The sequence below is a fragment of the Mucilaginibacter pedocola genome, assembly GCF_002013915.1.
Taxonomy (GTDB): domain Bacteria; phylum Bacteroidota; class Bacteroidia; order Sphingobacteriales; family Sphingobacteriaceae; genus Mucilaginibacter; species Mucilaginibacter pedocola.
Map to the genome: position 1 here is coordinate 137,463 of NZ_MBTF01000003.1, position 19,956 is coordinate 157,418.

The 19,956-nt window shown below is 46.0% G+C and carries 15 protein-coding genes; 5 read left to right on the plus strand and 10 right to left on the minus strand.

What is annotated here, in order from left to right:
- Window positions 1-35 precede the first annotated feature (35 nt).
- The 3 genes from hisG to BC343_RS06320 all read right to left on the minus strand — a co-directional run bounded on the left by hisG (window position 36) and on the right by BC343_RS06320 (window position 3,757).
- The gene (gene hisG, locus BC343_RS06310) at window positions 36-887 is read right to left on the minus strand and encodes an ATP phosphoribosyltransferase (protein ID WP_078346909.1); all 852 of its coding nucleotides are present in this window, start codon (window positions 885-887) and stop codon (window positions 36-38) included.
- A gap of 540 nt (window positions 888-1,427) precedes the next feature.
- Entirely contained in the window at window positions 1,428-2,966 is a 1,539-nt protein-coding gene (locus BC343_RS06315) for a hypothetical protein (RefSeq protein ID WP_078346910.1), read from the minus strand.
- A 299-nt stretch (window positions 2,967-3,265) separates the two neighbouring features.
- The gene (locus tag BC343_RS06320; RefSeq protein ID WP_078346911.1) at window positions 3,266-3,757 is read right to left on the minus strand and encodes a D-glycero-alpha-D-manno-heptose-1,7-bisphosphate 7-phosphatase; all 492 of its coding nucleotides are present in this window, start codon (window positions 3,755-3,757) and stop codon (window positions 3,266-3,268) included.
- Between the two features lie 251 nt (window positions 3,758-4,008).
- Between BC343_RS06320 and gltB the strand changes: the two genes are divergently transcribed.
- The 3 genes from gltB (at window position 4,009) to BC343_RS06335 (ending at window position 10,825) form a co-directional block, all read left to right on the plus strand.
- On the plus strand, window positions 4,009-8,532 hold the full coding sequence (gene gltB / locus BC343_RS06325) for a glutamate synthase large subunit (RefSeq protein WP_078346912.1): 4,524 nt from the start codon (window positions 4,009-4,011) through the stop codon (window positions 8,530-8,532).
- 1 nt (window position 8,533) lies between these two features.
- The gene (locus tag BC343_RS06330; RefSeq protein ID WP_078346913.1) at window positions 8,534-10,015 is read left to right on the plus strand and encodes a glutamate synthase subunit beta; all 1,482 of its coding nucleotides are present in this window, start codon (window positions 8,534-8,536) and stop codon (window positions 10,013-10,015) included.
- A gap of 111 nt (window positions 10,016-10,126) precedes the next feature.
- A complete protein-coding gene (locus tag BC343_RS06335; RefSeq protein WP_078346914.1) occupies window positions 10,127-10,825 on the plus strand; it encodes a peptidase associated/transthyretin-like domain-containing protein in 699 nt (232 codons plus the stop codon).
- Between the two features lie 436 nt (window positions 10,826-11,261).
- On the opposite strand, the gene BC343_RS06340 is transcribed toward BC343_RS06335, so the two are convergent.
- The 3 genes from BC343_RS06340 to BC343_RS06350 all read right to left on the minus strand — a co-directional run bounded on the left by BC343_RS06340 (window position 11,262) and on the right by BC343_RS06350 (window position 13,818).
- Window positions 11,262-11,921 carry a YdeI/OmpD-associated family protein gene (locus BC343_RS06340; protein WP_078346915.1) on the minus strand — a complete coding sequence of 220 codons (660 nt, stop codon included), beginning with the start codon at window positions 11,919-11,921 and terminating at the stop codon, window positions 11,262-11,264.
- Between the two features lie 85 nt (window positions 11,922-12,006).
- Window positions 12,007-12,537 carry an RNA methyltransferase gene (locus BC343_RS06345; protein ID WP_078346916.1) on the minus strand — a complete coding sequence of 177 codons (531 nt, stop codon included), beginning with the start codon at window positions 12,535-12,537 and terminating at the stop codon, window positions 12,007-12,009.
- Between the two features lie 111 nt (window positions 12,538-12,648).
- The gene (locus tag BC343_RS06350; RefSeq protein ID WP_078347041.1) at window positions 12,649-13,818 is read right to left on the minus strand and encodes a galactokinase; all 1,170 of its coding nucleotides are present in this window, start codon (window positions 13,816-13,818) and stop codon (window positions 12,649-12,651) included.
- Between the two features lie 130 nt (window positions 13,819-13,948).
- Here BC343_RS06350 and BC343_RS06355 point away from each other — a divergent pair, with 130 nt between their 5' ends.
- The gene (locus BC343_RS06355; protein ID WP_078346917.1) at window positions 13,949-14,242 is read left to right on the plus strand and encodes a YciI family protein; all 294 of its coding nucleotides are present in this window, start codon (window positions 13,949-13,951) and stop codon (window positions 14,240-14,242) included.
- Window positions 14,243-14,318: 76 nt separating this feature from the next.
- On the opposite strand, the gene BC343_RS06360 is transcribed toward BC343_RS06355, so the two are convergent.
- The gene (locus tag BC343_RS06360; RefSeq protein ID WP_078346918.1) at window positions 14,319-14,744 is read right to left on the minus strand and encodes a hypothetical protein; all 426 of its coding nucleotides are present in this window, start codon (window positions 14,742-14,744) and stop codon (window positions 14,319-14,321) included.
- A gap of 101 nt (window positions 14,745-14,845) precedes the next feature.
- Here BC343_RS06360 and BC343_RS06365 point away from each other — a divergent pair, with 101 nt between their 5' ends.
- Entirely contained in the window at window positions 14,846-15,370 is a 525-nt protein-coding gene (locus BC343_RS06365; RefSeq protein WP_078347042.1) for a VOC family protein, read from the plus strand.
- A gap of 115 nt (window positions 15,371-15,485) precedes the next feature.
- Here BC343_RS06365 and BC343_RS06370 read toward each other — a convergent pair whose 3' ends face one another.
- From BC343_RS06370 to BC343_RS06380, 3 genes are all read right to left on the minus strand, one after another.
- Complete coding sequence (locus BC343_RS06370) at window positions 15,486-16,349, minus strand: aldo/keto reductase (protein ID WP_078346919.1); 864 nt, start codon at window positions 16,347-16,349, stop codon at window positions 15,486-15,488.
- 276 nt (window positions 16,350-16,625) lie between these two features.
- Window positions 16,626-17,030: a DUF1761 domain-containing protein gene (locus tag BC343_RS06375; RefSeq protein WP_078347043.1), complete on the minus strand. Its 405-nt coding sequence runs from the start codon at window positions 17,028-17,030 to the stop codon at window positions 16,626-16,628.
- 139 nt (window positions 17,031-17,169) lie between these two features.
- Window positions 17,170-19,896 carry a hypothetical protein gene (locus BC343_RS06380; protein ID WP_078346920.1) on the minus strand — a complete coding sequence of 909 codons (2,727 nt, stop codon included), beginning with the start codon at window positions 19,894-19,896 and terminating at the stop codon, window positions 17,170-17,172.
- Window positions 19,897-19,956 lie beyond the last annotated feature (60 nt).

Here is a 19,956-nt window from a genome sequence, read left to right on the forward strand (position 1 = left end):
CTGCTAACTGTGAACTGCCCACTGCAAACTGTCAACTACAATATTATCTTCTCTATCGGCATTACCACAATGCCTTGTGCGCCGGCTTGTTTTAGCTGGCTTATGCGGTCCCAAAAGTCGCGCTCAGGGATAACGGTGTGTACCGCTACCCATTCCGGCTCGGCCAATGGCACTACCGAAGGGCTTTTTACGCCCGGCAATAAAGCTGTAACCGCGGCTAAGTTCTCTTTCAAAACGTTAAGCACCACGTATTTAGTTTCTTTGGCACGCAGTACCGATTGTATGCGCTGGATAAGTTCCTGTATCAGGTCGTCGTTCTCGTTGCCTTTGTTGCTTATCAATATGGCTTCGCTGCTCATTACATCAGCAAAAGGTTTTAAGCCGTTGCTTTTTAAAGTGCCACCGGTAGATACCAGATCGCAAATGGCATCGCTTAAACCTAAGCCCGGCGAAATTTCTACCGAACCCGAAATAGTGCGTATCTCCGAGTTGATGCCTTTTTCTTCCAGGAATTTTTTCAGGATAACGGGGTAGGTGGTAGCAATGGCTTTGCCGTTGAGGTCTTCAAGCGTAGCTATGCTGTTGTTGTTTGGTACCGCTATTTTAAGTGAACATTTGCCAAAGCCAAGGCGCTGCAGGTAAGCAACGTCCACTTCGGTTTCTTCTATCACGTTTTCGCCTACAATGCCCAAATCGGCAATACCATCCTGAACGTATTCGGGGATATCATCGTCGCGCAAAAAGAGTATTTCTAACGGGAAGTTTGATACCGGGGAGATAAGCGAGCTCTTGTAATTTTCAAAATTAAGGCCGCAATTCTTTAATAATTCAACGGATTTTTCGTTGAGCCGACCCGATTTTTGGATCGCTATTTTTAGTGTTTTCACAAAATGAGATTAAGGTACTATAATAAAATGGGGCTGTTATTTCACGTAGAAACATACATTATCTATTCATCACCGGGCGGTGATGGTGCAAATGCAGATGATGTTGTTTACGTGCGTCCATTTATTGTATAGTAAAACTATAGATTAGCGCTGCAAATATAAACACGAGAATGTTAAATCAAAATAATAACTCGTTTTTTTGACAGGATTAAGGGATTTAGGGATTATTGCAGGATTTTTTTTGCACCGATTCCACCGATTTTCTTTGATTTCACTGATGAATTTCATTGTAGAGACGCAATACTTTGCGTCTCCCGGTTGCAAGTCCACAATGCTTTTTTGACAGGATTAAGGGATGGGCACGATTTAACAGGATTTTTTTGTCACCGATTCCACCGATTTGTTTTGATTCCACCGATTTTACTTAGATTTTTTGTCTGAACTCGAATTAAACGAATTTTAATAATGGGCAGAATGGATTGTGGATATCGCTTCTGGCTATTCCTTAAATTCCTTAAAATTCGAGTTCAGAAATTACCCTTAATCCGTCCTCGTTTCGTCCTTGCTTTTATCGTACTCGTATATAGCGCCTTCGGGGAACTGTTTCAGCAGTTTCAGGTTGCGTACTTTTTGGATATCCTTAATGTTGATCAACTCTGGGTTTTCGAGGTTGTTGAACCACACGAGGTAGTAATGGTCGCGGCGGTAGAATAGGGCAACATCGTTTTTAAAATACCTGTGCGGTAATAAATAGGCCGACATGCCCGAGAAGAAGTAAACCGCCTCGTGTGCATCGGTATAAATAAGCACCTTGGGGTCCATGAATTTTTTGCCCTCGTCGCTGCGTAGAAAGTTGGCAAATTCGTTTTCCTGCCAGCTGCTGTCGGTATAGCCGGGAGCGCCGTAATCATCGGCCACCTGGTCCATGTAACGCTTATAATCTATATAGCCCTCTTTGCCAATAAAGCCCAGCATTATTATAGTAGCTATGGTGCCAATGATTTGGCGGGTGCGTTTGGTGTCGACGCTCTTTATCCACAACAATACCCAACTGGTATATCCCCAAAGCGCTGTTATATATAAAGGTGAGAGTAAACGGCTATTGATACGCTCGTACCGCGAGAAGGTGCTGGATAGGATGATGAACAAACCATAAACCAACGAGAAGGTGATGGCCAAATTCTCGTAGCTGTTCAAACTCCTGCGGAAATAATTAATAGCAAGTGCTACGATGAAACCTAATAGTATAACCGAAGCAATAGGTATGGCCAGGAAGTATTGTTCGGGCGTGAAACCCATCCAATCGCACATAATAGTGCCGAAGTAGTACAGGTTTTTAATAAAAGGGGTAATAGATGGTTCGCGCGGGCCGGTTACTGTGCCTGTTGCAAAGGTATTAAAGGTAAGGTTGGCCACCAGCAGCGATATACATATTATACCATATATAAATATATGCCCTATCTTCTTTTTAATAGGCAGCGATCTATCTAATAATAAAAGCAAGCCTCCCGTGCCTACTATGGTTACCGCTGCATATCGGGTAACGCAGCCAATGGCGGCAATAATGGCGGCCAATACCAGCCATTTGCCGGCATGCGTATTTAAATACTGGCGAAAAGCAACAATAAAGAATAATACCTCTAATATAAACAGCGTTTCCGACCATAAATACGAATATATCTGCAGTAGGCCCGGGCTTAATGCGATAGCCACCAGTAGCAACCATTTATACAATTGCGATGATGGAGCAAAGCGGTTCATGATCCAGCCGGCCGTATATAATAAGGAGGCGAATAACGTTCCGTTTAATATTACACCAAAGGCGGTAGGGTCTACCCGGGTGATCACCTTAATAATGCCCAAAAACAAAGGGTAAAACATCGGGAAATCGACGATAGGGATGCCGTTAAATGTTTTCAGGGTGCCTTCGGCAGAAAAGCTGCGGGCCGCGCTAGTGTACATAATAGAGTCGGGCGAAATGCCGATGCCGCTGTAACTGGTGTACAGGCAAATTAAAAAAAAGCCAAGCCCGCAAGCTATAAGCGTGCTGATATCGTGTATGGGTTTCGGTTTTACCATTACCGTGTAAAAGGAAAAAAGCTATAAATTGTTTTTATTGGCTTAATTATGGTGGCTATTTAACCGCAAAGGGCGCAGAGATTTGCAGTTTAGTTAGCGCAAAGAGGCACAAAGCCTGTCCTGCTAATTTATTTCACGCAAAGGCGCAAAGCCGCAAAGAAAAATTGTAACAGATGATAAACTTTTTGAAAACTCACTCCTTTAGCTCTTCATCAGTTTGCAAAGCCTTTGCGTTCTTTGCGCTCACCGCCGCGCTAATACTCTGCGTGCTTTGCGGTTAAATCCGCCACAAAGCAAAATTATGCTATTTGGTCCAGCACTGTTGCTATAGGCTGGTCGCTATCAATTAATATACCTTTTACGCCGGCGGCGGTGCCTGCTTCTACGTCGCGTTCACGGTCGCCAATGAAGTAAGATTTTGATGGGTCGATGTTGTATTTCTCTATACCTTGTAATAAAAGGCCCGGTTTTGGCTTGCGGCAATCGCAGTCGCCGGTAAAGTTGGGGTGGTGGGGGCAGAAGAAGAAATCGGTTATCTCTACACCATGCTGTTGGTATACCTCTTTTAAATGAGCGTGCATTTTGCCCAGTTCGGCCAAATCGTACCAGCCTTTGGCTATGCCGCCTTGATTAGTGGCCACCAGTAACATGTAGCCGCGATCTTGCAATTCTTTCAGTGCATCAAAGTTGTCTAAAACGTGGAAATCTTCGAACTTGCAAACGTAGTCGCCCATCTCGCGGTTAAGCACGCCGTCGCGGTCTAAAAAAACTGCTTTATTTTTATCTGCCATAAATATTACGCGGTGTTATGCGTGGGGCAAAATTACTGCAATATCATTATTTACTATGTGTGCATATTAAACAAACAATAAAAATTTAAAATTTCGTATAGAAAGCCTACGATTTTTGTCGACTTAATAATATTTTAATCTTAAATGCGCATTGTTTTAATAAATTTCAAAAAGTTAATGGCGTCCTTATTAAAAATCTGATAATTTGTTAACTTCGTTATTACCCGAATTACAAAAACTCGGATAATAAAATGGATCAAACCGAAGGCTACCAGCAAGGCCTCTACAGGCCGGAATTTGAACACGATTCTTGCGGAACTGGGTTTATAACCAATATCAACGGACATAAATCTTACCATATCGTTGACGATGCTTTAACCATGTTAGAGAACATGGAGCACCGTGGCGCATGTGGCTGCGACCCTGAATCAGGTGATGGTGCGGGTATTTTAATTCAGCTCCCCCACGAATTTTTAATGGAAGAATGTGCTAACCTCGAGATCAACCTCCCCGAACCGGGAGAGTATGGCGTAGGTATGATATTCCTCCCAACAGAGCCTGCCGCTAAGAAGGCATGCCGTTTAATTATTACCAACGCTATTGAGAAGATGGGCTTGCATAAGCTCGGCTACCGTAAAGTGCCGGTAGATTCGAGCACTATTGGCGAAACCGCCAGGCAAGTAGAGCCGCATGTGGAGCAATTGTTTATTGCCCGCCCGCACCATATTACCAACGCCGAAGATTTTGAGCGCAAGCTGTATATTTTAAGGCGTTATATTAACAAAACCGTAAACGAAACCGTAGTTGGCGCAAGTGATTATTTTTACTTCACTTCGCTTAGCTGCAAAACCATAATTTATAAAGGCCAGGTTACTACTTACCAATTGCGTAAGTACTTTACCGACCTTAACGATACGCGCGTTGCATCGGGCCTTGCCGTTATACACTCGCGTTTTTCTACCAATACTTTCCCGTCGTGGAAGCTGGCTCAACCGTTCCGCTTAATTGCGCACAACGGCGAGATCAACACCCTTACAGGTAACCTTAACTGGTTCTACTCGGGCCTTAAATCATACGTATCTACCTACTTCACTGCCGAAGAAATGGAGATGCTGTTACCGGTGATAGATAACAACCAGTCGGATTCGGCTTGTTTAGATAACATCATTGAGATATTGCTGCACACCGGCCGCTCGTTACCACACGTAATGATGATGCTGATACCTGAGGCTTGGGATGGTAACGTACACATGGACCCTATTAAAAAGGCCTTCTACGAATACCATGCTACTTTGATGGAGCCATGGGATGGCCCGGCAGCTATATCATTTACCGATGGTAAAATAGTTGGTGCCGTGTTAGACCGTAATGGTTTACGCCCGCTGCGTTATGTAGTTACCAGCGATGGCCGCGTTATTGCCGCATCAGAAGCAGGTACTTTAATTATCGACGAAAGCACCGTATTGCGCAAAGGCCGTTTACAGCCGGGCAAAATGTTGCTGATCGATACCGAGCAAGGTAAGATCATTACCGACGACGAGATCAAAAAAGAAATTACCTCGCAGCAGCCATACGGCCGCTGGCTGGATAATTATAAGATCCGTTTAGGCGAACTGTCGGAGCCGCGTTTGGCCTTCGCCAGTTTGTCGCCAGATTCTGTTTACCGTTACCAGCAGGTATTCGGCTACAGCCGCGAGGATATCGATACCATTATTAAACCAATGGCATTGGATGGTAAAGAGCCTGTGGGCTCAATGGGTACCGATGTGCCTTTGGCCATCCTTTCTGATAAACCTCAGCATTTATCAAGCTATTTTAAACAATTCTTCGCCCAGGTAACCAACCCGCCGATAGACCCTATCCGCGAGCGCTTGGTAATGAGCCTGGCTACCTTTATAGGTAACAACGGCAATTTGCTTGATGAAGATAAAATGCACTGCCATTGCGTAGTGCTTGATCACCCGATACTGAAGAACCACCAGCTGGAGAAACTCCGCAGTATTGATACCGGTTTGTTCCACGCTAAAACCCTGCAAACCTACTTTAATGCCGATGGCAACCCGGGTTCGCTGGAAAAAGGTATAGCAAGGCTTTGCCGCTACGCCGAAGATGCTGTGGATGATGGCTTTGAGGTACTGATACTGAGCGACCGCGCCGTTGACTCAGAGCACGCACCTATACCAATGCTGTTAGCAGTATCGGCAGTGCACCACCACCTCATTAAAAAAGGACGCCGTGGCGCTGTAGGCTTGGTTGTAGAGACGGGCGACGTTTGGGAAGTACACCACTTTGCTACCTTGCTGGCATTCGGTGCTACCGCCATTAACCCGTACCTGGCGCTATCTACCATTGAAACATTGAAAAACAATGGCAGCCTGGAAACCAACCTGGATCTGAAAACCCTTTACAAAAACTATGTAAAATCGGTTAACGACGGCTTGTTGAAGATATTCTCTAAAATGGGTATATCTACGCTTCAATCGTACCATGGTTCGCAGGTATTCGAGATACTGGGTATCAACAAATCTGTTGTAGATAAATATTTCTCGGGTGGTATTACCCGTATAGGCGGTTTAGGCCTTGACGAGATTGCACGCGAAGCTTTGTGCAAACACAAAATTGGTTTCAGCAGCGGCAAATCAGAGGTACGCTTACTGCCCGAAGGTGGTATCTACCAATGGAAACGCAGGGGCGAAGCGCACTTGTTTAACCCGGATACCGTTCACTTATTGCAGCATGCAACCCGTAGCAACAGCTACGCGGTCTACAAAAACTATGCAGCTAAAGTAAACGAGCAAACCGAAAAGCATTACACCATTCGTGGTTTGCTTGATTTTGCGCACCACCGCGAAGCTATCACTATTGACGAGGTAGAGCCGATAGAGAGCATCATGAAGCGTTTTGCTACCGGTGCCATGTCCTTCGGTTCGATATCGCACGAGGCGCACAGCACCATGGCTATTGCCATGAACCGCATTGGTGGCAAAAGCAATACCGGCGAAGGCGGCGAGGACGAGATACGTTATGACAAGATGCCAAACGGCGATTCGATGCGTTCGGCCATCAAGCAAGTGGCATCGGGCCGTTTCGGGGTAACTTCTAATTACCTTACCAATGCCGATGAGTTGCAGATAAAAATGGCGCAAGGTGCAAAACCGGGCGAAGGCGGGCAGCTGCCGGGCCACAAGGTTGACGACTGGATCGCTAAAACACGCCACTCTACACCGGGCGTAGGCCTTATATCGCCTCCTCCTCACCACGATATTTACTCGATCGAGGACCTGGCACAATTAATTTTCGACTTAAAGAATGCTAACCGCGCTGCACGTATCAACGTGAAGCTGGTATCAAAAGCAGGCGTAGGTACTATTGCCGCGGGTGTTGCCAAAGCACATGCCGATGTAATATTAATTGCCGGCTACGATGGTGGTACGGGTGCATCGCCAATAAGCTCTATAAAACACGCAGGTTTGCCATGGGAGCTTGGCCTGTCTGAAGCGCACCAAACACTGGTACGCAACAAACTGCGCAGCCGCGTAGTATTGCAAACAGACGGCCAGCTAAAAACAGGGCGCGACTTAGCTATAGCTACTTTATTAGGTGCCGAAGAATGGGGCGTAGCTACTGCTGCCCTTGTTGCCGGCGGCTGTATCATGATGCGTAAATGCCACCTGAACACCTGCCCTGTAGGTGTGGCCACGCAAGACCCTGAACTGCGCAAACTGTTCAGCGGTAAGCCTGATCATATCGTAAACCTGTTCCGCTTTATGGCAGAAGAGTTGCGCGAAATTATGGCCGAGCTGGGTTTCCGTACCATTAACGAAATGGTGGGCCGTGTGCAGTTCCTGAAAGTAAGGGATAACATACAAAGCTGGAAAGCCAAAAAAGTCGACATGAGCGGCATACTGCACCCGGTGAACAACACCAAAGGCATGACGCTTTACAACAGCGAAAGCCAGGATCATGGCATGGCCAATATCCTCGACTGGAAACTGCTTGAAGCTGCTAAACCTGCTTTGGAAGATAAAACACCGGTATTTGCAACCTTCGATGTAATAAACGTTGACCGTACTATTGGTACCCTGTTATCTAACGAGATTTCGAAAGTATACGGTGCTGCAGGCTTGCCCGATAATACAATCAACTTCAAATTTAAAGGGTCGGCCGGCCAAAGCTTTGGTGCATTCAACACCAAAGGTGTATCGTTCGAACTGGAAGGCGAAGGTAACGACTACGTAGGTAAAGGCCTATCCGGCGCGCAACTGGCGGTTTACCCGGCAGCGAACGCAACCTTCAAACCCGAAGAAAACATCATCATAGGTAACGTTGCCCTGTATGGCGCAACCAGCGGCGAGTTGTTTGTACGCGGTATGGCAGGCGAACGTTTCGCTGTGCGTAACTCGGGCGCAACCACAGTTGTTGAAGGTATTGGCGACCACGGTTGCGAGTACATGACCGGTGGCCGTGCACTTATCCTTGGCGAAACAGGCCGCAACTTTGCCGCCGGTATGAGCGGTGGTATTGCATGGGTATACAACCCTAACGGCACTTTTGCCGAAAACTGCAACATGGAAATGGTGGACCTGGATCCGCTAAGCGCGCAGGACGAAGAGCAAATAACCGCCCTGCTTAAAAAGCACATCCACCTAACAGGCAGTAAAGTTGCCCAGGGATTACTTAAAAACTGGAAAGAAGCTTCGGCCCAGTTTGTTAAAGTGTTCCCAAGAGAGTACAAAAAAGTTTTAGAGAAACAACAATTACAAGCTATAGGATAACATGGGAAAACCTACAGGATTTCAGGAATTTAACAGGGAACTTCCCCAAAAGCTGCCCGTGGGCGAACGCTTAAAAAACTATAACGAGTTTGTTGGCTTGTTTCCCGAAGAAAAATTGAACCAGCAAAGCGCGCGCTGCATGAACTGCGGCATACCGTTTTGCCACAGCGGCTGCCCGTTGGGTAACGTGATACCGGAATTTAACGATGCCGTGTACCGCAAAAGCTGGGCAGAAGCTTACCAGATACTATCATCAACCAATAACTTCCCCGAATTTACCGGCAGGATATGCCCCGCACCATGCGAATCGGCATGCGTACTGGGTATTAACAAACCACCGGTTGCTATTGAGGAAATAGAGAAGCACATCATTGAGGTGGCTTACTCTAAAAATATGGTTAAGCCTACCGCTCCGCTTATTAAAACAGGCAAAAAAGTTGCCGTTGTTGGGTCGGGCCCTGCGGGTATGGCCGCTGCTGCGCAATTAGCTAAAGCAGGCCACAAGGTTACCGTTTTTGAACGCGACGACCGCCCGGGTGGTTTGCTGCGCTACGGTATCCCCGATTTTAAATTGGAAAAATGGGTGATAGACCGCCGCGTACAGATCATGGAAGAGGACGGCATTGTATTTAAATGCAATACTGAAATTGGTAAAGATATCCCTGCCGACGAGATTGTACGTACGCATGATGCCGTAGTGCTGGCGGGTGGCTCTACCATTCCGCGTAACCTGCCTATCCCGGGCCGCGAGCTAAAAGGTATCCATTTTGCAATGGACTTTTTAAAGCAGCAAAACAAACGCGTTAGCAACACGCCTGTACAGGGTGAGGATATCCTGACTGGTGGTAAAGATGTAGTGGTAATTGGCGGTGGCGACACCGGCAGCGACTGCGTAGGTACATCTAACCGCCAGGGCGCCAAATCGGTAAGGCAATTTGAGGTGATGATGCAGCCACCGGCTGAGCGTACCGCTAATATGCCTTGGCCTACTTACCCAATGGTGCTAAAGACTACCAGCAGCCACGAAGAAGGCGTTGAGCGTTTTTGGGGTATAAACACCAAAGAGTTTTTAGGCGACGAAAACGGCGAACTGCGCGCTCTGAAGGTTGCCGATGTAACTTGGGAGATAGACGTAATGGGCCGTCCCATCAAATTCAGCGAAGTACCGGGCAGCGAGCGCGAGTTACCTTGCCAACGCGTTTTCCTGGCTATGGGTTTCGTTAACCCACAGTTTGAGGGCGCATTGGAGCAATTGAAAGTTGCTTTGGATGGCCGCAATAACGTGAATGCAAAAGAAGGCGTTTACCGTACCAACGTAAGTAAAGTATTTGCTGCAGGCGATATGCGCCGCGGGCAATCGTTGGTGGTTTGGGCCATATCGGAAGGCCGCGAAGCCGCCCGTAAAGTGGATGAGTTTTTAATGGGCCATAGCAACCTCGAAAGTAAGGATGCCGTGAACCAGTTTGACCAGGTGTTTTACTAAGCCCTAATCCAAACCCCATCATAGTTAAATTTGAAGCGCCCCAAAAGGGCGCTTTTTTTGTGGCGCGATAGTGGCTAATTTATATATTTGGCTTTAAACACATTTTTACTAATGCTTACAAAAAGTTTTAAATATAGCTTCGCAGTTGCGATGGTTTCGATTTTCGTTCTGTTTGCTAATTTTTCAAGGGCTAACGACCGTACCATTGAACTTTCCGGTTTAGTAGTTGATGCCGAAAACCTGCAACCGCTTGATGGGGCAGAGATATTCGACTCGAAGAATACACTGCTGGGCGAAACGGACGATAAAGGCTACTACCACATCACGCTAAATTGCACCTCTAAAGGCGACCTTGATTTTAAATTCAGTGTACGTAAACGGGGTTACAAAACCATTAACGAGCACGAGCACTGGGGCGAAGCCAACGCTAAAGGTGTGATATATTTCGGGTTAGAGGCCGGCTTATCGGGCGATAAGGAGTTTTCGGTATTGGGCGATAACAAGAATGCGCAGGAATATGCTGATGTACTGAGCAGTTTCGACAAAGTAAAAGTACAACAGCAATTTAACGCCGACCTGCGAGCGGCGAAAGAGGGGAACGAGGACGTTTTTATCAAACTTCACGACAAACTCTACATTGTAAATAACAGCGGCTGGATACAACTACAAACAGAAACCGACCCGGTAGCAATTGATAACAAACAAATAGTGCCTGCCAACAAACTGAACTATGTTATCAAACGTAAACAGATCAAAGGCATGACGCCGGTTGATGCTGTGGATAAGAAGTTTGTGGTGTATACGAAGTAAAATAGTAAGATTTGTCATGCTGAGGGACGAAGCATCTATTCGCGGATTTGCATAGCGTTTATTGCATCGTGGTTAATAGATTCTTCGCTCTCGCTCAGAATGAAAGGGGTTATTTTGTCGTGCTGAGGGACGAAGCATCTATTCGCAGACTTGCATAGCGGTTATTGCATCGTGGTTAATAGATTCTTCGCTCTCGCTCAGAATGACAGGGGTTATTTTGTCGTGTTGAGGGACGAAGCATCTATTCGCGAATTTGCATAGCGTTTATTGTATTGTGGCTAATAGATTCTTCGCTATCGCTCAGAATGACAAATGGTATTTTGTCATGCTGAGGGACGAAGCATCTATTCGCGAATTTGCATAGCGTTTATTGCATTATGGCTAACAGATTCTTCGCTATCGTTCAGAATGACAAGTTGGCTAATTATTGTCTTTATTACTTATCCGACGGATTCTTTTTCCCCGCTGCCAGCATCTCCGCCATTTTAGCTACACGGTTAAGCCGGGTTTGTTCCTGCCTGGCGGATAGCACCCAAACTACGTATTCTTTACGGTGCGAGTAGGCGAGCTTGTTGTAAGCTTCCAATGTACCGGGCGCGGCACTTAGCGCCTCCGCAACATCGGCAGGGAGTATTACGGTTTTAGTTTCGGGGTTAATGTAATTGGCGAAGTCGTTAGTTTTAATGGCCTCGTTGCGCGATTCGGAATGTTTTACGAGGTTCTCCGGACGGAAACGGAGCGTGGTCCAAATATCGTTTACCGCTGCCGACGCTACGGGGCGTAACCCATGTTTTTTGGCAACCTCCCAGCCACTCATCATCTCCAGGTCGGTATCTATGCCCTTATTCTTTTTGGGATAAATGCACCAAAGCACGGTTTCTGGTTTCAGTATTGGTGCCATGCGATCGAGGCTGATGGCTAATTCCGAGCTATTTCTCACGAAAAATTGTATGCCATCAACGGCTTCCTTCAACTCAAAAGTAAGCGATACAGCATCAGGCAAGGGCTCCAGTGCGGCCAGGTAGTCTTCGGGCGGGTCTAATATCAGCCAGTTTTGGCCGGGTTTCATGAGGAGTTTTTTAGCGAGAGGGCTCATTGGTTTATAGTTAAAGATTCGTAGTTGATATCAGATGAATAGCTATTCATCAAATTTAAATAATCTATGAACCATGAACTATTATCTATGAACTTATTTTCACCAGGAAGTCCCAAAGTACGATGCCTGCCGATACCACGATATTGAAAGAATGCTTAGTACCGAACTGCGGTATCTCGATACAAGTGTCGATCAATTCCATCGCCTCGTCGCTTACGCCGTTCACTTCGTTGCCGAATATAAGGGAATACTTTTCATCCGCCGATGGTGTGAATTTATTCAGCATTACGCTGTTCTCGGCCTGCTCTATGGCTACTATCTTGTAACCATCGTCGCGAAGTTTTGCTATGGCAGCTACTGTATCTGCAAAATATTCCCATGCTACTGACTGTGTGGCACCTAAAGCTGTTTTCTCTATCTCTCGGTGCGGAGGCTGCGCCGTTATCCCGCATAAATAAACAGCCGTTACTGCCAAGGCATCCGAGGTACGGAATATGGAGCCTATGTTGTGCATGCTGCGCACATTGTCCAACACCACTACAACCGGCAGTTTTTCCTGTTCCTTAAATTCTTCTACTGTTGCCCGGTTAAGTTCGTCTAATTTTAGTTTGCGCATCGTTGGTGAGTGGAGAATAGTTGAATGGTGAGTGGTTGGAGATAAGCGAAGTGGAGAATGGTTAACTAGGTTAAAACCACTCTCCACTCTCTATTCACCACTCACTAAAAGTTAAGCATGCGCCAGTTCCGGCAATAAGCCAACGCCATCGCCAATAAGCGAGCTGTATACCGATGGTGCGTAGCCAACTTCTTTGGTGTAATATTCGGTTACTTCGGCACTGAATTTATCAAAGGCATCCTTCTTAACTAAAGCAATAGCGCAACCACCGAAGCCGGCACCTGTCATGCGGGCACCTATGACATCGGCATTTGGCTTGCAGAAGTTTACTACGGTATCCAGTTCTTTACCGCTTACTTCGTACAAAGTGCTTAGCGAGTGGTGCGAGGCATACATCAATCGGCCAAACTCAGCAAGGACGTTATCATTAAGTGCTTTGGCCGCCAGTTTTACGCGGTCATTTTCTTCCACAACGTGGGTGGCGCGGTCTAATACTACTTTATCAGTTATAAGATGTTTGTGCTTGTTGAAAGTTTCGGTGTTTATATCGCAAAGATAGTTGATGTCTAATTCTTGCTTTAACGCAGCAAGGGCGGCATTACATTCCTGTACGCGTTCGTTGTATTTAGATTCGGCTAGCTTGCGTGGTTTGTTGGTATTGATAATGGCCAACAGGTAATCGCCCAGGTTACTATCTACCGCCTGGTAATCCAGCGTATCGCAATTTAACATCAGGGCTTTGTCTTTCTCGCCGAAAGCTACTGAGAACTGGTCCATAATACCGCTTTGCAGGCCAATGAAAACATTCTCTACCCATTTTGCAAGCTTTACCAATTCCAGCTTAGTGTAACCACCGTTGAACAAGTCGTTCAAAGCATAGGCAGTAACCACCTCGATAGATGCTGATGACGAAAGGCCCGAAGCGATAGGGATATTACCGAAATACAGCATATCTAAACCCTGCAACTCTTTACCATCTTTATTAAAATGTTCGATAACGCCAATGGGGTAGTTAAACCAAAACTGCTCTTTTTTTACGTTAGATGAGCCTACAGCCACTTCGGCCGTTTCCTTAAAATTAACGCTTTTGAAGCGGAAAACGCCATCGTTGTTCGGAGCCACCAACAAATAAGTACCCATAGTAACGGCGCATGGCATAACCAGGCCGCCATTGTAATCTATGTGTTCGCCAATAAGGTTTACCCTGCCCGGCGAGAAGTAAGTGTGTTGATGTTCTTTACCGTAGTGCGTTAAAAAGTCCTGCTGCAATTGCTCTCTCATAATGGTGTAATGGTTTAAGCAACAAATATTGTAAAACTTACAGTTAAAAGCTAAACCATTGTGCATCATTTTAAATTAATTTGCACCAAAAGGGCGTATACTTGTTACCGTAATATAAACCAACTTAAAAATGAACCAATACCTGATAACCGCATACGATTTTACCGACGAGCACGCTCTTGAACGCCGCATGGCCATACGCCCTCACCACCTCGATGGTGCATCGGCATTAAAAGCCAACGGTAACTTTATTTTAGGAGGTGCCATGCTGAACGATGAAGGTAAAATGATAGGATCTACCATGGTGCTACAATTTGAGACTGAAGAAGAACTGGAAGCCTGGAAACAAGGCGAGCCTTACATTACCCAAAAAGTATGGGAAACGGTAGATGTAAAGCCGTTTAAAGTAGCGACGGTGAGCTGAAGCTCAAAATTTAAATCCTAAAGACTAAACTCTAAATTCTAAGAAGGAAGAACTTCAAAAGTCGAAATTGCAAATTCTATAGGGGAGGGTTGGGGTTGTAACCTGTAAAGGCCCAATTCTCGTTCTCCCCCTTAGTATAATTTACAGTATAGCCTTTCCCGTTACTCCGAATATCAAAAGATAGGGTAGTAATGCTTTTATCGTGCGGGATGAACATCTCCAGTATGCTATCTGCCATTAGTTGGATGTTTTCTGCTTCGGATGGTTCGGGAGGAGGGGGGATTGCAGCCTGTAAACTGGCCTTGTATTCTGCATAGGTTGCAAACAGGTCTTTCCCGCCAATTACATCATCTTCGTATGCCTTTGCCGCGTTAAAGGCAGCTTCTTCGGCCTGTTCGCGGTACTCTTCCATGGCTTTCAGTAAACCATCGGCAGCTATTTCGGGCATGCCGTCGGGGCCTTGCGTGTAGTATTTGGCCAGTATATCTTCTTTGCTTTTCATCCGCAGCAAAAGTAAGCATCAAAATAATTATTACAGCTAATTTTCGCTGCTGACATAGGGCTGTCATGTGCGCCCCGCACCTTTGGGTAAAACAAAATATCATGACAAACACCCAAATAAAATTAACGCCCCAAGGTTACAGCACGGTAACGCCCTGGATAGTATCGCCATCAACCGCAAAACTGATAGACTTTTTAACCGGTGCTTTCGGTGCCGAAGAAATACCCCATAGCCGCATCACAAACGAGGAAGGCTGCATTATACATGTAGTAGTGAAGATAGGCGATTCGCTGATAATGCTTTTCGACTCGCGCAAATGCTGGGGGCCAACGCCCGCATTGTTGAATTTATACGTAGCCGATGTAGAGGATACTTATAATAAAGCATTGGACTTAGGCGCAACGTCGGTAACGGATATCACTACCCTGTACTTCGGCGAGAAAGTATGCCGCATCATCGACCCATTTGGCAACCTGTGGTGGCTGAACCAGCGTGTAGAAGAAGTAGATTTTACTAACGCTGAAGATATGCAACGAAGGGCATCTACACCTGAAGCCATTGCCGGTGTTGCCTATATCCAATCATCTTTGAACGATGCGATGCTGAGGCAGAAAGATTTCTTTTAAAGCGTTTATCTTTTTGAGTGAACACGAATTACACGAATTTTACAAATCATTTGGTCTAATTTAATTTGTGAAATTCGCATCAATTAGAAAAATTCGTGTTCACTCAAAAGTAAATTTATCCTACCGGCGGCGAAATACCATCCAGTTCGTCCATGTCTTCGGCATCCAGTACAACACCTTCGGTTTTCATGTTCTCTTTCAGGTGGGCTACGCTTGATGTGCCGGGGATGAGCAATATGTTTGGCGAGTGGTGCAGCAACCAGCTTAATGCTATTTGATGCACGGTTGCACTGTGCTTGGCAGCTATTTTTTGCAATATCTCCTGGCTGGCCACATTGCCGGCGCTTAGCGGATACCATGGTATAAAGGCAATTCCCTCGTGCTCGCAAAACTCCAGCACGCCTTCCCATTTACGATTATCTACGCTGTACATGTTTTGTACCGATACTACTTCAAAATACTCTTGTGCTTTTTTGATATCGTCTACATCTACTTCAGATAGGCCGATGTGTTTTATTTTACCATCCTGTTGCGCCTGCTTTAAAAACTCAAAAGTTTTTTCGACGGGCACGGTTGGGTCTATGCGGTGCAGCTGGTACAAGTCTATCTGCTCCAGCTTCAGGCGTTTAAGGCTGCCTTCTAAAGCTTCTTTTAAATGTTCGGGACTGGCATCAACGGGCCATTGGTTGGGGCCGGTGCGCAGCAGCCCGCCTTTGGTGCCTATTAGTAGATCTGCAGGGTAGGGGTACATTGCCTCGGCAATCAGTTCTTCCGATACATGCGGGCCGTAGCTGTCGGCAGTGTCAATAAAGTTTACGCCCAGTTCAACGGCGCGTTTTAGTACGCGGATGGCTTCGTCGTGGTCTTTTGGTGGCCCCCAAATGCCGGTGCCGGTAATGCGCATAGCGCCGTAGCCAATGCGGTTGATGGTGATATCGCCACCAAGGCTGAATGTTCTTTTGTAGGATGAATTACTCATGGTAGATACGGATTTATTTTTCGGTGCTAATGTAACGCTGCGGCTTGCGCTTTGTTCCACATGGGAGTGTCATCTTGTATTACTCGCTATTTTACCCCAGAGAACACAGAGGGAAAAACACAAAGGGGCACAGAGAGCTTTGCATGCGGACTAAGGAGTTGCAAAGCGTAATAAATTTGCTCAAAATGGCTAAGGCTCACATAAAACTCAATTAAACAGTTTGCAAAGCTCTGTGCCTCTCTGTGTAAAACTCTGTGTTCTCTGCGGTTAAAAAAATCACCTCCACGCCCCTAATATCAACCCCATCAGCGTTAACGATACAATACTATACCCGCCGTTAATGAAAATATGCCGCCACGATTTCAGTTCGAAAAGGCTGTGCGTAGCTATGGCGCCAAAAGTCCATATCCCGGCCAGGAAACCTGCGGTAGCGCCCCATGCCATATCGGTTTTAGCATCGGCTAAAAACATGGCCAGGTTGGCCGACATAATGATAGAGAACAAAGCTGTGAAACCGAATATTTTGCCTTTGTTGCCGGCCTTTATTTGGTCTTCGGTGAGCCCGCTGTCGGTCATCCAGGCGTTGCCAAAAAGTGCACGTGAATACCAAATACCGCCAACAGCAAATGCAGATAGGCCTGCCACTACCACGGCTGCCCAGTTTACGAGGTTCATGTCCATAATTAAATTGTTTAAGGTTTGTATAAATTTAAACAATTATGCAGGATAAATGCAAGGGTAGTTTCGCCGTAAACCATCTGGCTTAAAACAGGAAGAGCGGCCATAAAAGCCGCTCTTCTCATCATACTTTTTTAAAGTATTACTTCACTGTATAGCGGTAAACATATCGGCCCAGGTTGCCTTCGGCATCCATACCCTCAATGGTAGCGCGGTAGGTGCCATGGCCATCGGCATTGTAAAACTCTACAAAGGTAGCGCCGGTGGTTTTGTCGGTAGCTACTTTAGGGCTCCAGTAAATGGTGGTGCGCAGGTCGCCGCCCAGTGTACCCGGTTTTGGTACATCGTATTTAGGGGCATAAAACTCGCGGTTTACGGCATAGCCCACAGGCGAAATCTTGAGGATGTAAGGAGGGGGCATCAGTTCCTGCAACTCGGCCAGCGAAATTTTGGTGCCTTTTACTTCCTTTTTCAGGTTTATCTCAACTATACCATTTGTGCCATACATATCATCGATACCGCTAAGCCCCTGGTTTTTGAAAACCTCTATCGATTCGATGTTGTTTACCTGCACCGAGTTGAGGTACGAAATATCAACAGGCATACCGTTCACAAATATTTGTATCGGTTTTCTATCCTGTGCGGCATAATTTTTCATGAAGTACAGCTTGTTGTCGGCTACCGTAGTACCAAGTATAAAGCCCGAGATACAAACGTATAAGTTGTTACACCCGCGTAGGGCCGCGGCTGATACCTGTTGGTCCGGCATCATGGGTAAGCCCGTAAGTACCGAAAAATCTGTATGGCTTACTTTTTTTACAGGGCCGGCTTTAATAACAACTTCTTTTAGTTGGTGCATGTTGTTGTATTGCCTAAGACTGTTTACCAGGTATGGTTTAAATGTACTGTCGATATTGGGCACCTCATCTGCCGCGAGGTTGTTTTTTGATGGGTAGGCAAACGATTCGGGGTTGGCTGTTACGCTTAAGTTTTTGCCGTTTACATTAGTGCGACCATTGATGATCACCTTTGCCGAATCGGTAAAGTTTAGTTTAGAGAAACGGTAGTTGCCCACCATATCTGTTGTGGTTTCGGCATAAAAATTACGCGATGGTATCTGTAGCTTCAAGTAACCTTTGGCTATGGCCATACCGGTATTATTGCGTAAAACGCCGGTTATTTCTAAACCATTTTGCTCGGGCATAACGGTTATCTGAGGCACTTTATCGGCTATAACGTTACGGTACGATAAGCGCCTATAACCCTGCGTAAGCATTAATATATCCAGGTTGTCCGTCGCATCTGCATCTTTGCTGATGAAGTAGTAGTTTGGTTTTTCAATGTAACCTTTCAAATCCGAGGTAAGCAAGGTGCTGCTTAAAATGGTTGTTTCGGCATTTTCATCAAACGGAACCTTGGTTTCGTCAACAACCGATACCGAGAAAGAGCCTGCCACCGGCAAGGTTTTGTTTTTAGCAGTAATATTGAGCCTTACTTTTTGGCGGATGTTGTAGGCCTTTGCCGCGCTGGCCATTGATAAGTTTAACGCATCGTTACGTTGTATAAAGGTTACGCGTTCGCAAAGGGCAACACCGCGGTCGGTAAGCAGGGTAAGCTGCAATACACCTGTGGGGAATTTGGCTTTGAGAATAGAAGCGCTGTAACTTGCATCGGTTAAGATGGTTTGGCCAGCAAAATACACCGCGCCGCCATTTTGGGCTATTATATAGTATAGCTTACCCTTGTTAAGCTGCAGGTAAGGCTCGTTAGCCGAAAGCTTTATTTTTAGTTCGGCCGGGTCGTTGTTAAAAACAGAAAGGTTAATGCCCGATGCTTTAATGCGGGGCAAATCGTACACGCTTTTGCTGCCATCGGCGTATTCTATATTTGCTTTGTAGGTTTTACCTGTTTCGGGCATTAAAGCAAAAACGCCCATGCCCAGGTGCTGCGATTTTAGCTCGGCCACAACAGCGCCTGTGTTATCGGTAATGGTGCCTTTCACATCTATCCCCAGCCCGGCGCTGTTAATGGCTTTATAGGCCACTCTCGAGCGCACACCCGTAATGAGTTCGCCGCCTTCGGGGAAAAATTGAATATCCTTACCGCTTGCAGCCGTTTTTAGCGGGAAGGTACTGGTAACGGTTTTGCGGTTGCCAAGGTCAATAATAGCTATTAAATCGGCACCTTTTAAGGCGGCGGGGGCACCACTAAAATCTGCTTTAAAAAAGCCGTTATCATCAGTAGATCCTTTGCCTTTGGCTATTTCTTCGCTGTTGGCGCCTACCACGGTCCAGCTTATTTTTTTATTAAGCAAAGGCAGGCTTTCGCGCGGCTCTTTATAGGCAACCTGCGCTACCACCCGCGTAAGGCCCGCTGCTGCCGACGAACTGAACGACACGTTGGTCAATATATCCTTATCAACCGGGTTGCCTATTATCAGGTTCTTGTTAAAAAAGTATTCGGGGTCGTAATTGCGCATGTAGGCCGTGTAGCCGCGCAGGTGGTAATTGCCTTGTTTAAAATCTGCCGGGGGCAGGGGAATGTTACCACTGGCTACGCCATTTACTACCGGTAGCTTCAGGAAGCGGATCGCCGAATCTTGCGCATTGTAAATATCAACGTATACAATAGTGCTTAATACGGTAGGCGCATGCTGATCGATAGTTACGTACGATTTAAACCAAATGGTATCGCCGGCCGAGTAATACGGCTTATCGAAATGCATATAAACCTTCTCGAAAGGGTAGGTGCTGATGAGCTTTGTTGTTTTATTAACAATGGTGGTAAGCCCTACGGTGTCCTTTTGTGCAAAGGCGGGTAAAAAAAATATGAGCGATAATAGGAAAAGTACAGATTTTTTGAAGTTCATTTGAGCTATAAAATGATACCGGGCTAATATAAACATTTAGCTTTACGGCGTGTTGAAAGC

Excerpts from the sequence above, each read along its gene's own strand:
- BC343_RS06315 (WP_078346910.1), bottom strand. The coding sequence starts at position 2,966 with ATGGTAAAACCGAAACCCATACACGATATCAGCACGCTTATAGCTTGC.
- BC343_RS06320 (WP_078346911.1), bottom strand. The coding sequence starts at position 3,757 with ATGGCAGATAAAAATAAAGCAGTTTTTTTAGACCGCGACGGCGTGCTT.
- BC343_RS06345 (WP_078346916.1), bottom strand. The coding sequence starts at position 12,537 with ATGCGCAAACTAAAATTAGACGAACTTAACCGGGCAACAGTAGAAGAA.
- BC343_RS06380 (WP_078346920.1), bottom strand. The coding sequence starts at position 19,896 with ATGAACTTCAAAAAATCTGTACTTTTCCTATTATCGCTCATATTTTTT.
- BC343_RS06370 (WP_078346919.1), bottom strand. The coding sequence starts at position 16,349 with ATGAGTAATTCATCCTACAAAAGAACATTCAGCCTTGGTGGCGATATC.
- BC343_RS06355 (WP_078346917.1), top strand. The coding sequence starts at position 13,949 with ATGAACCAATACCTGATAACCGCATACGATTTTACCGACGAGCACGCT.
- BC343_RS06375 (WP_078347043.1), bottom strand. The coding sequence starts at position 17,030 with ATGGACATGAACCTCGTAAACTGGGCAGCCGTGGTAGTGGCAGGCCTA.
- BC343_RS06340 (WP_078346915.1), bottom strand. The coding sequence starts at position 11,921 with ATGAGCCCTCTCGCTAAAAAACTCCTCATGAAACCCGGCCAAAACTGG.
- BC343_RS06335 (WP_078346914.1), top strand. The coding sequence starts at position 10,127 with ATGCTTACAAAAAGTTTTAAATATAGCTTCGCAGTTGCGATGGTTTCG.
- gltB (WP_078346912.1), top strand. The coding sequence starts at position 4,009 with ATGGATCAAACCGAAGGCTACCAGCAAGGCCTCTACAGGCCGGAATTT.
- BC343_RS06365 (WP_078347042.1), top strand. The coding sequence starts at position 14,846 with ATGACAAACACCCAAATAAAATTAACGCCCCAAGGTTACAGCACGGTA.
- BC343_RS06360 (WP_078346918.1), bottom strand. The coding sequence starts at position 14,744 with ATGAAAAGCAAAGAAGATATACTGGCCAAATACTACACGCAAGGCCCC.
- BC343_RS06350 (WP_078347041.1), bottom strand. The coding sequence starts at position 13,818 with ATGAGAGAGCAATTGCAGCAGGACTTTTTAACGCACTACGGTAAAGAA.
- BC343_RS06330 (WP_078346913.1), top strand. The coding sequence starts at position 8,534 with ATGGGAAAACCTACAGGATTTCAGGAATTTAACAGGGAACTTCCCCAA.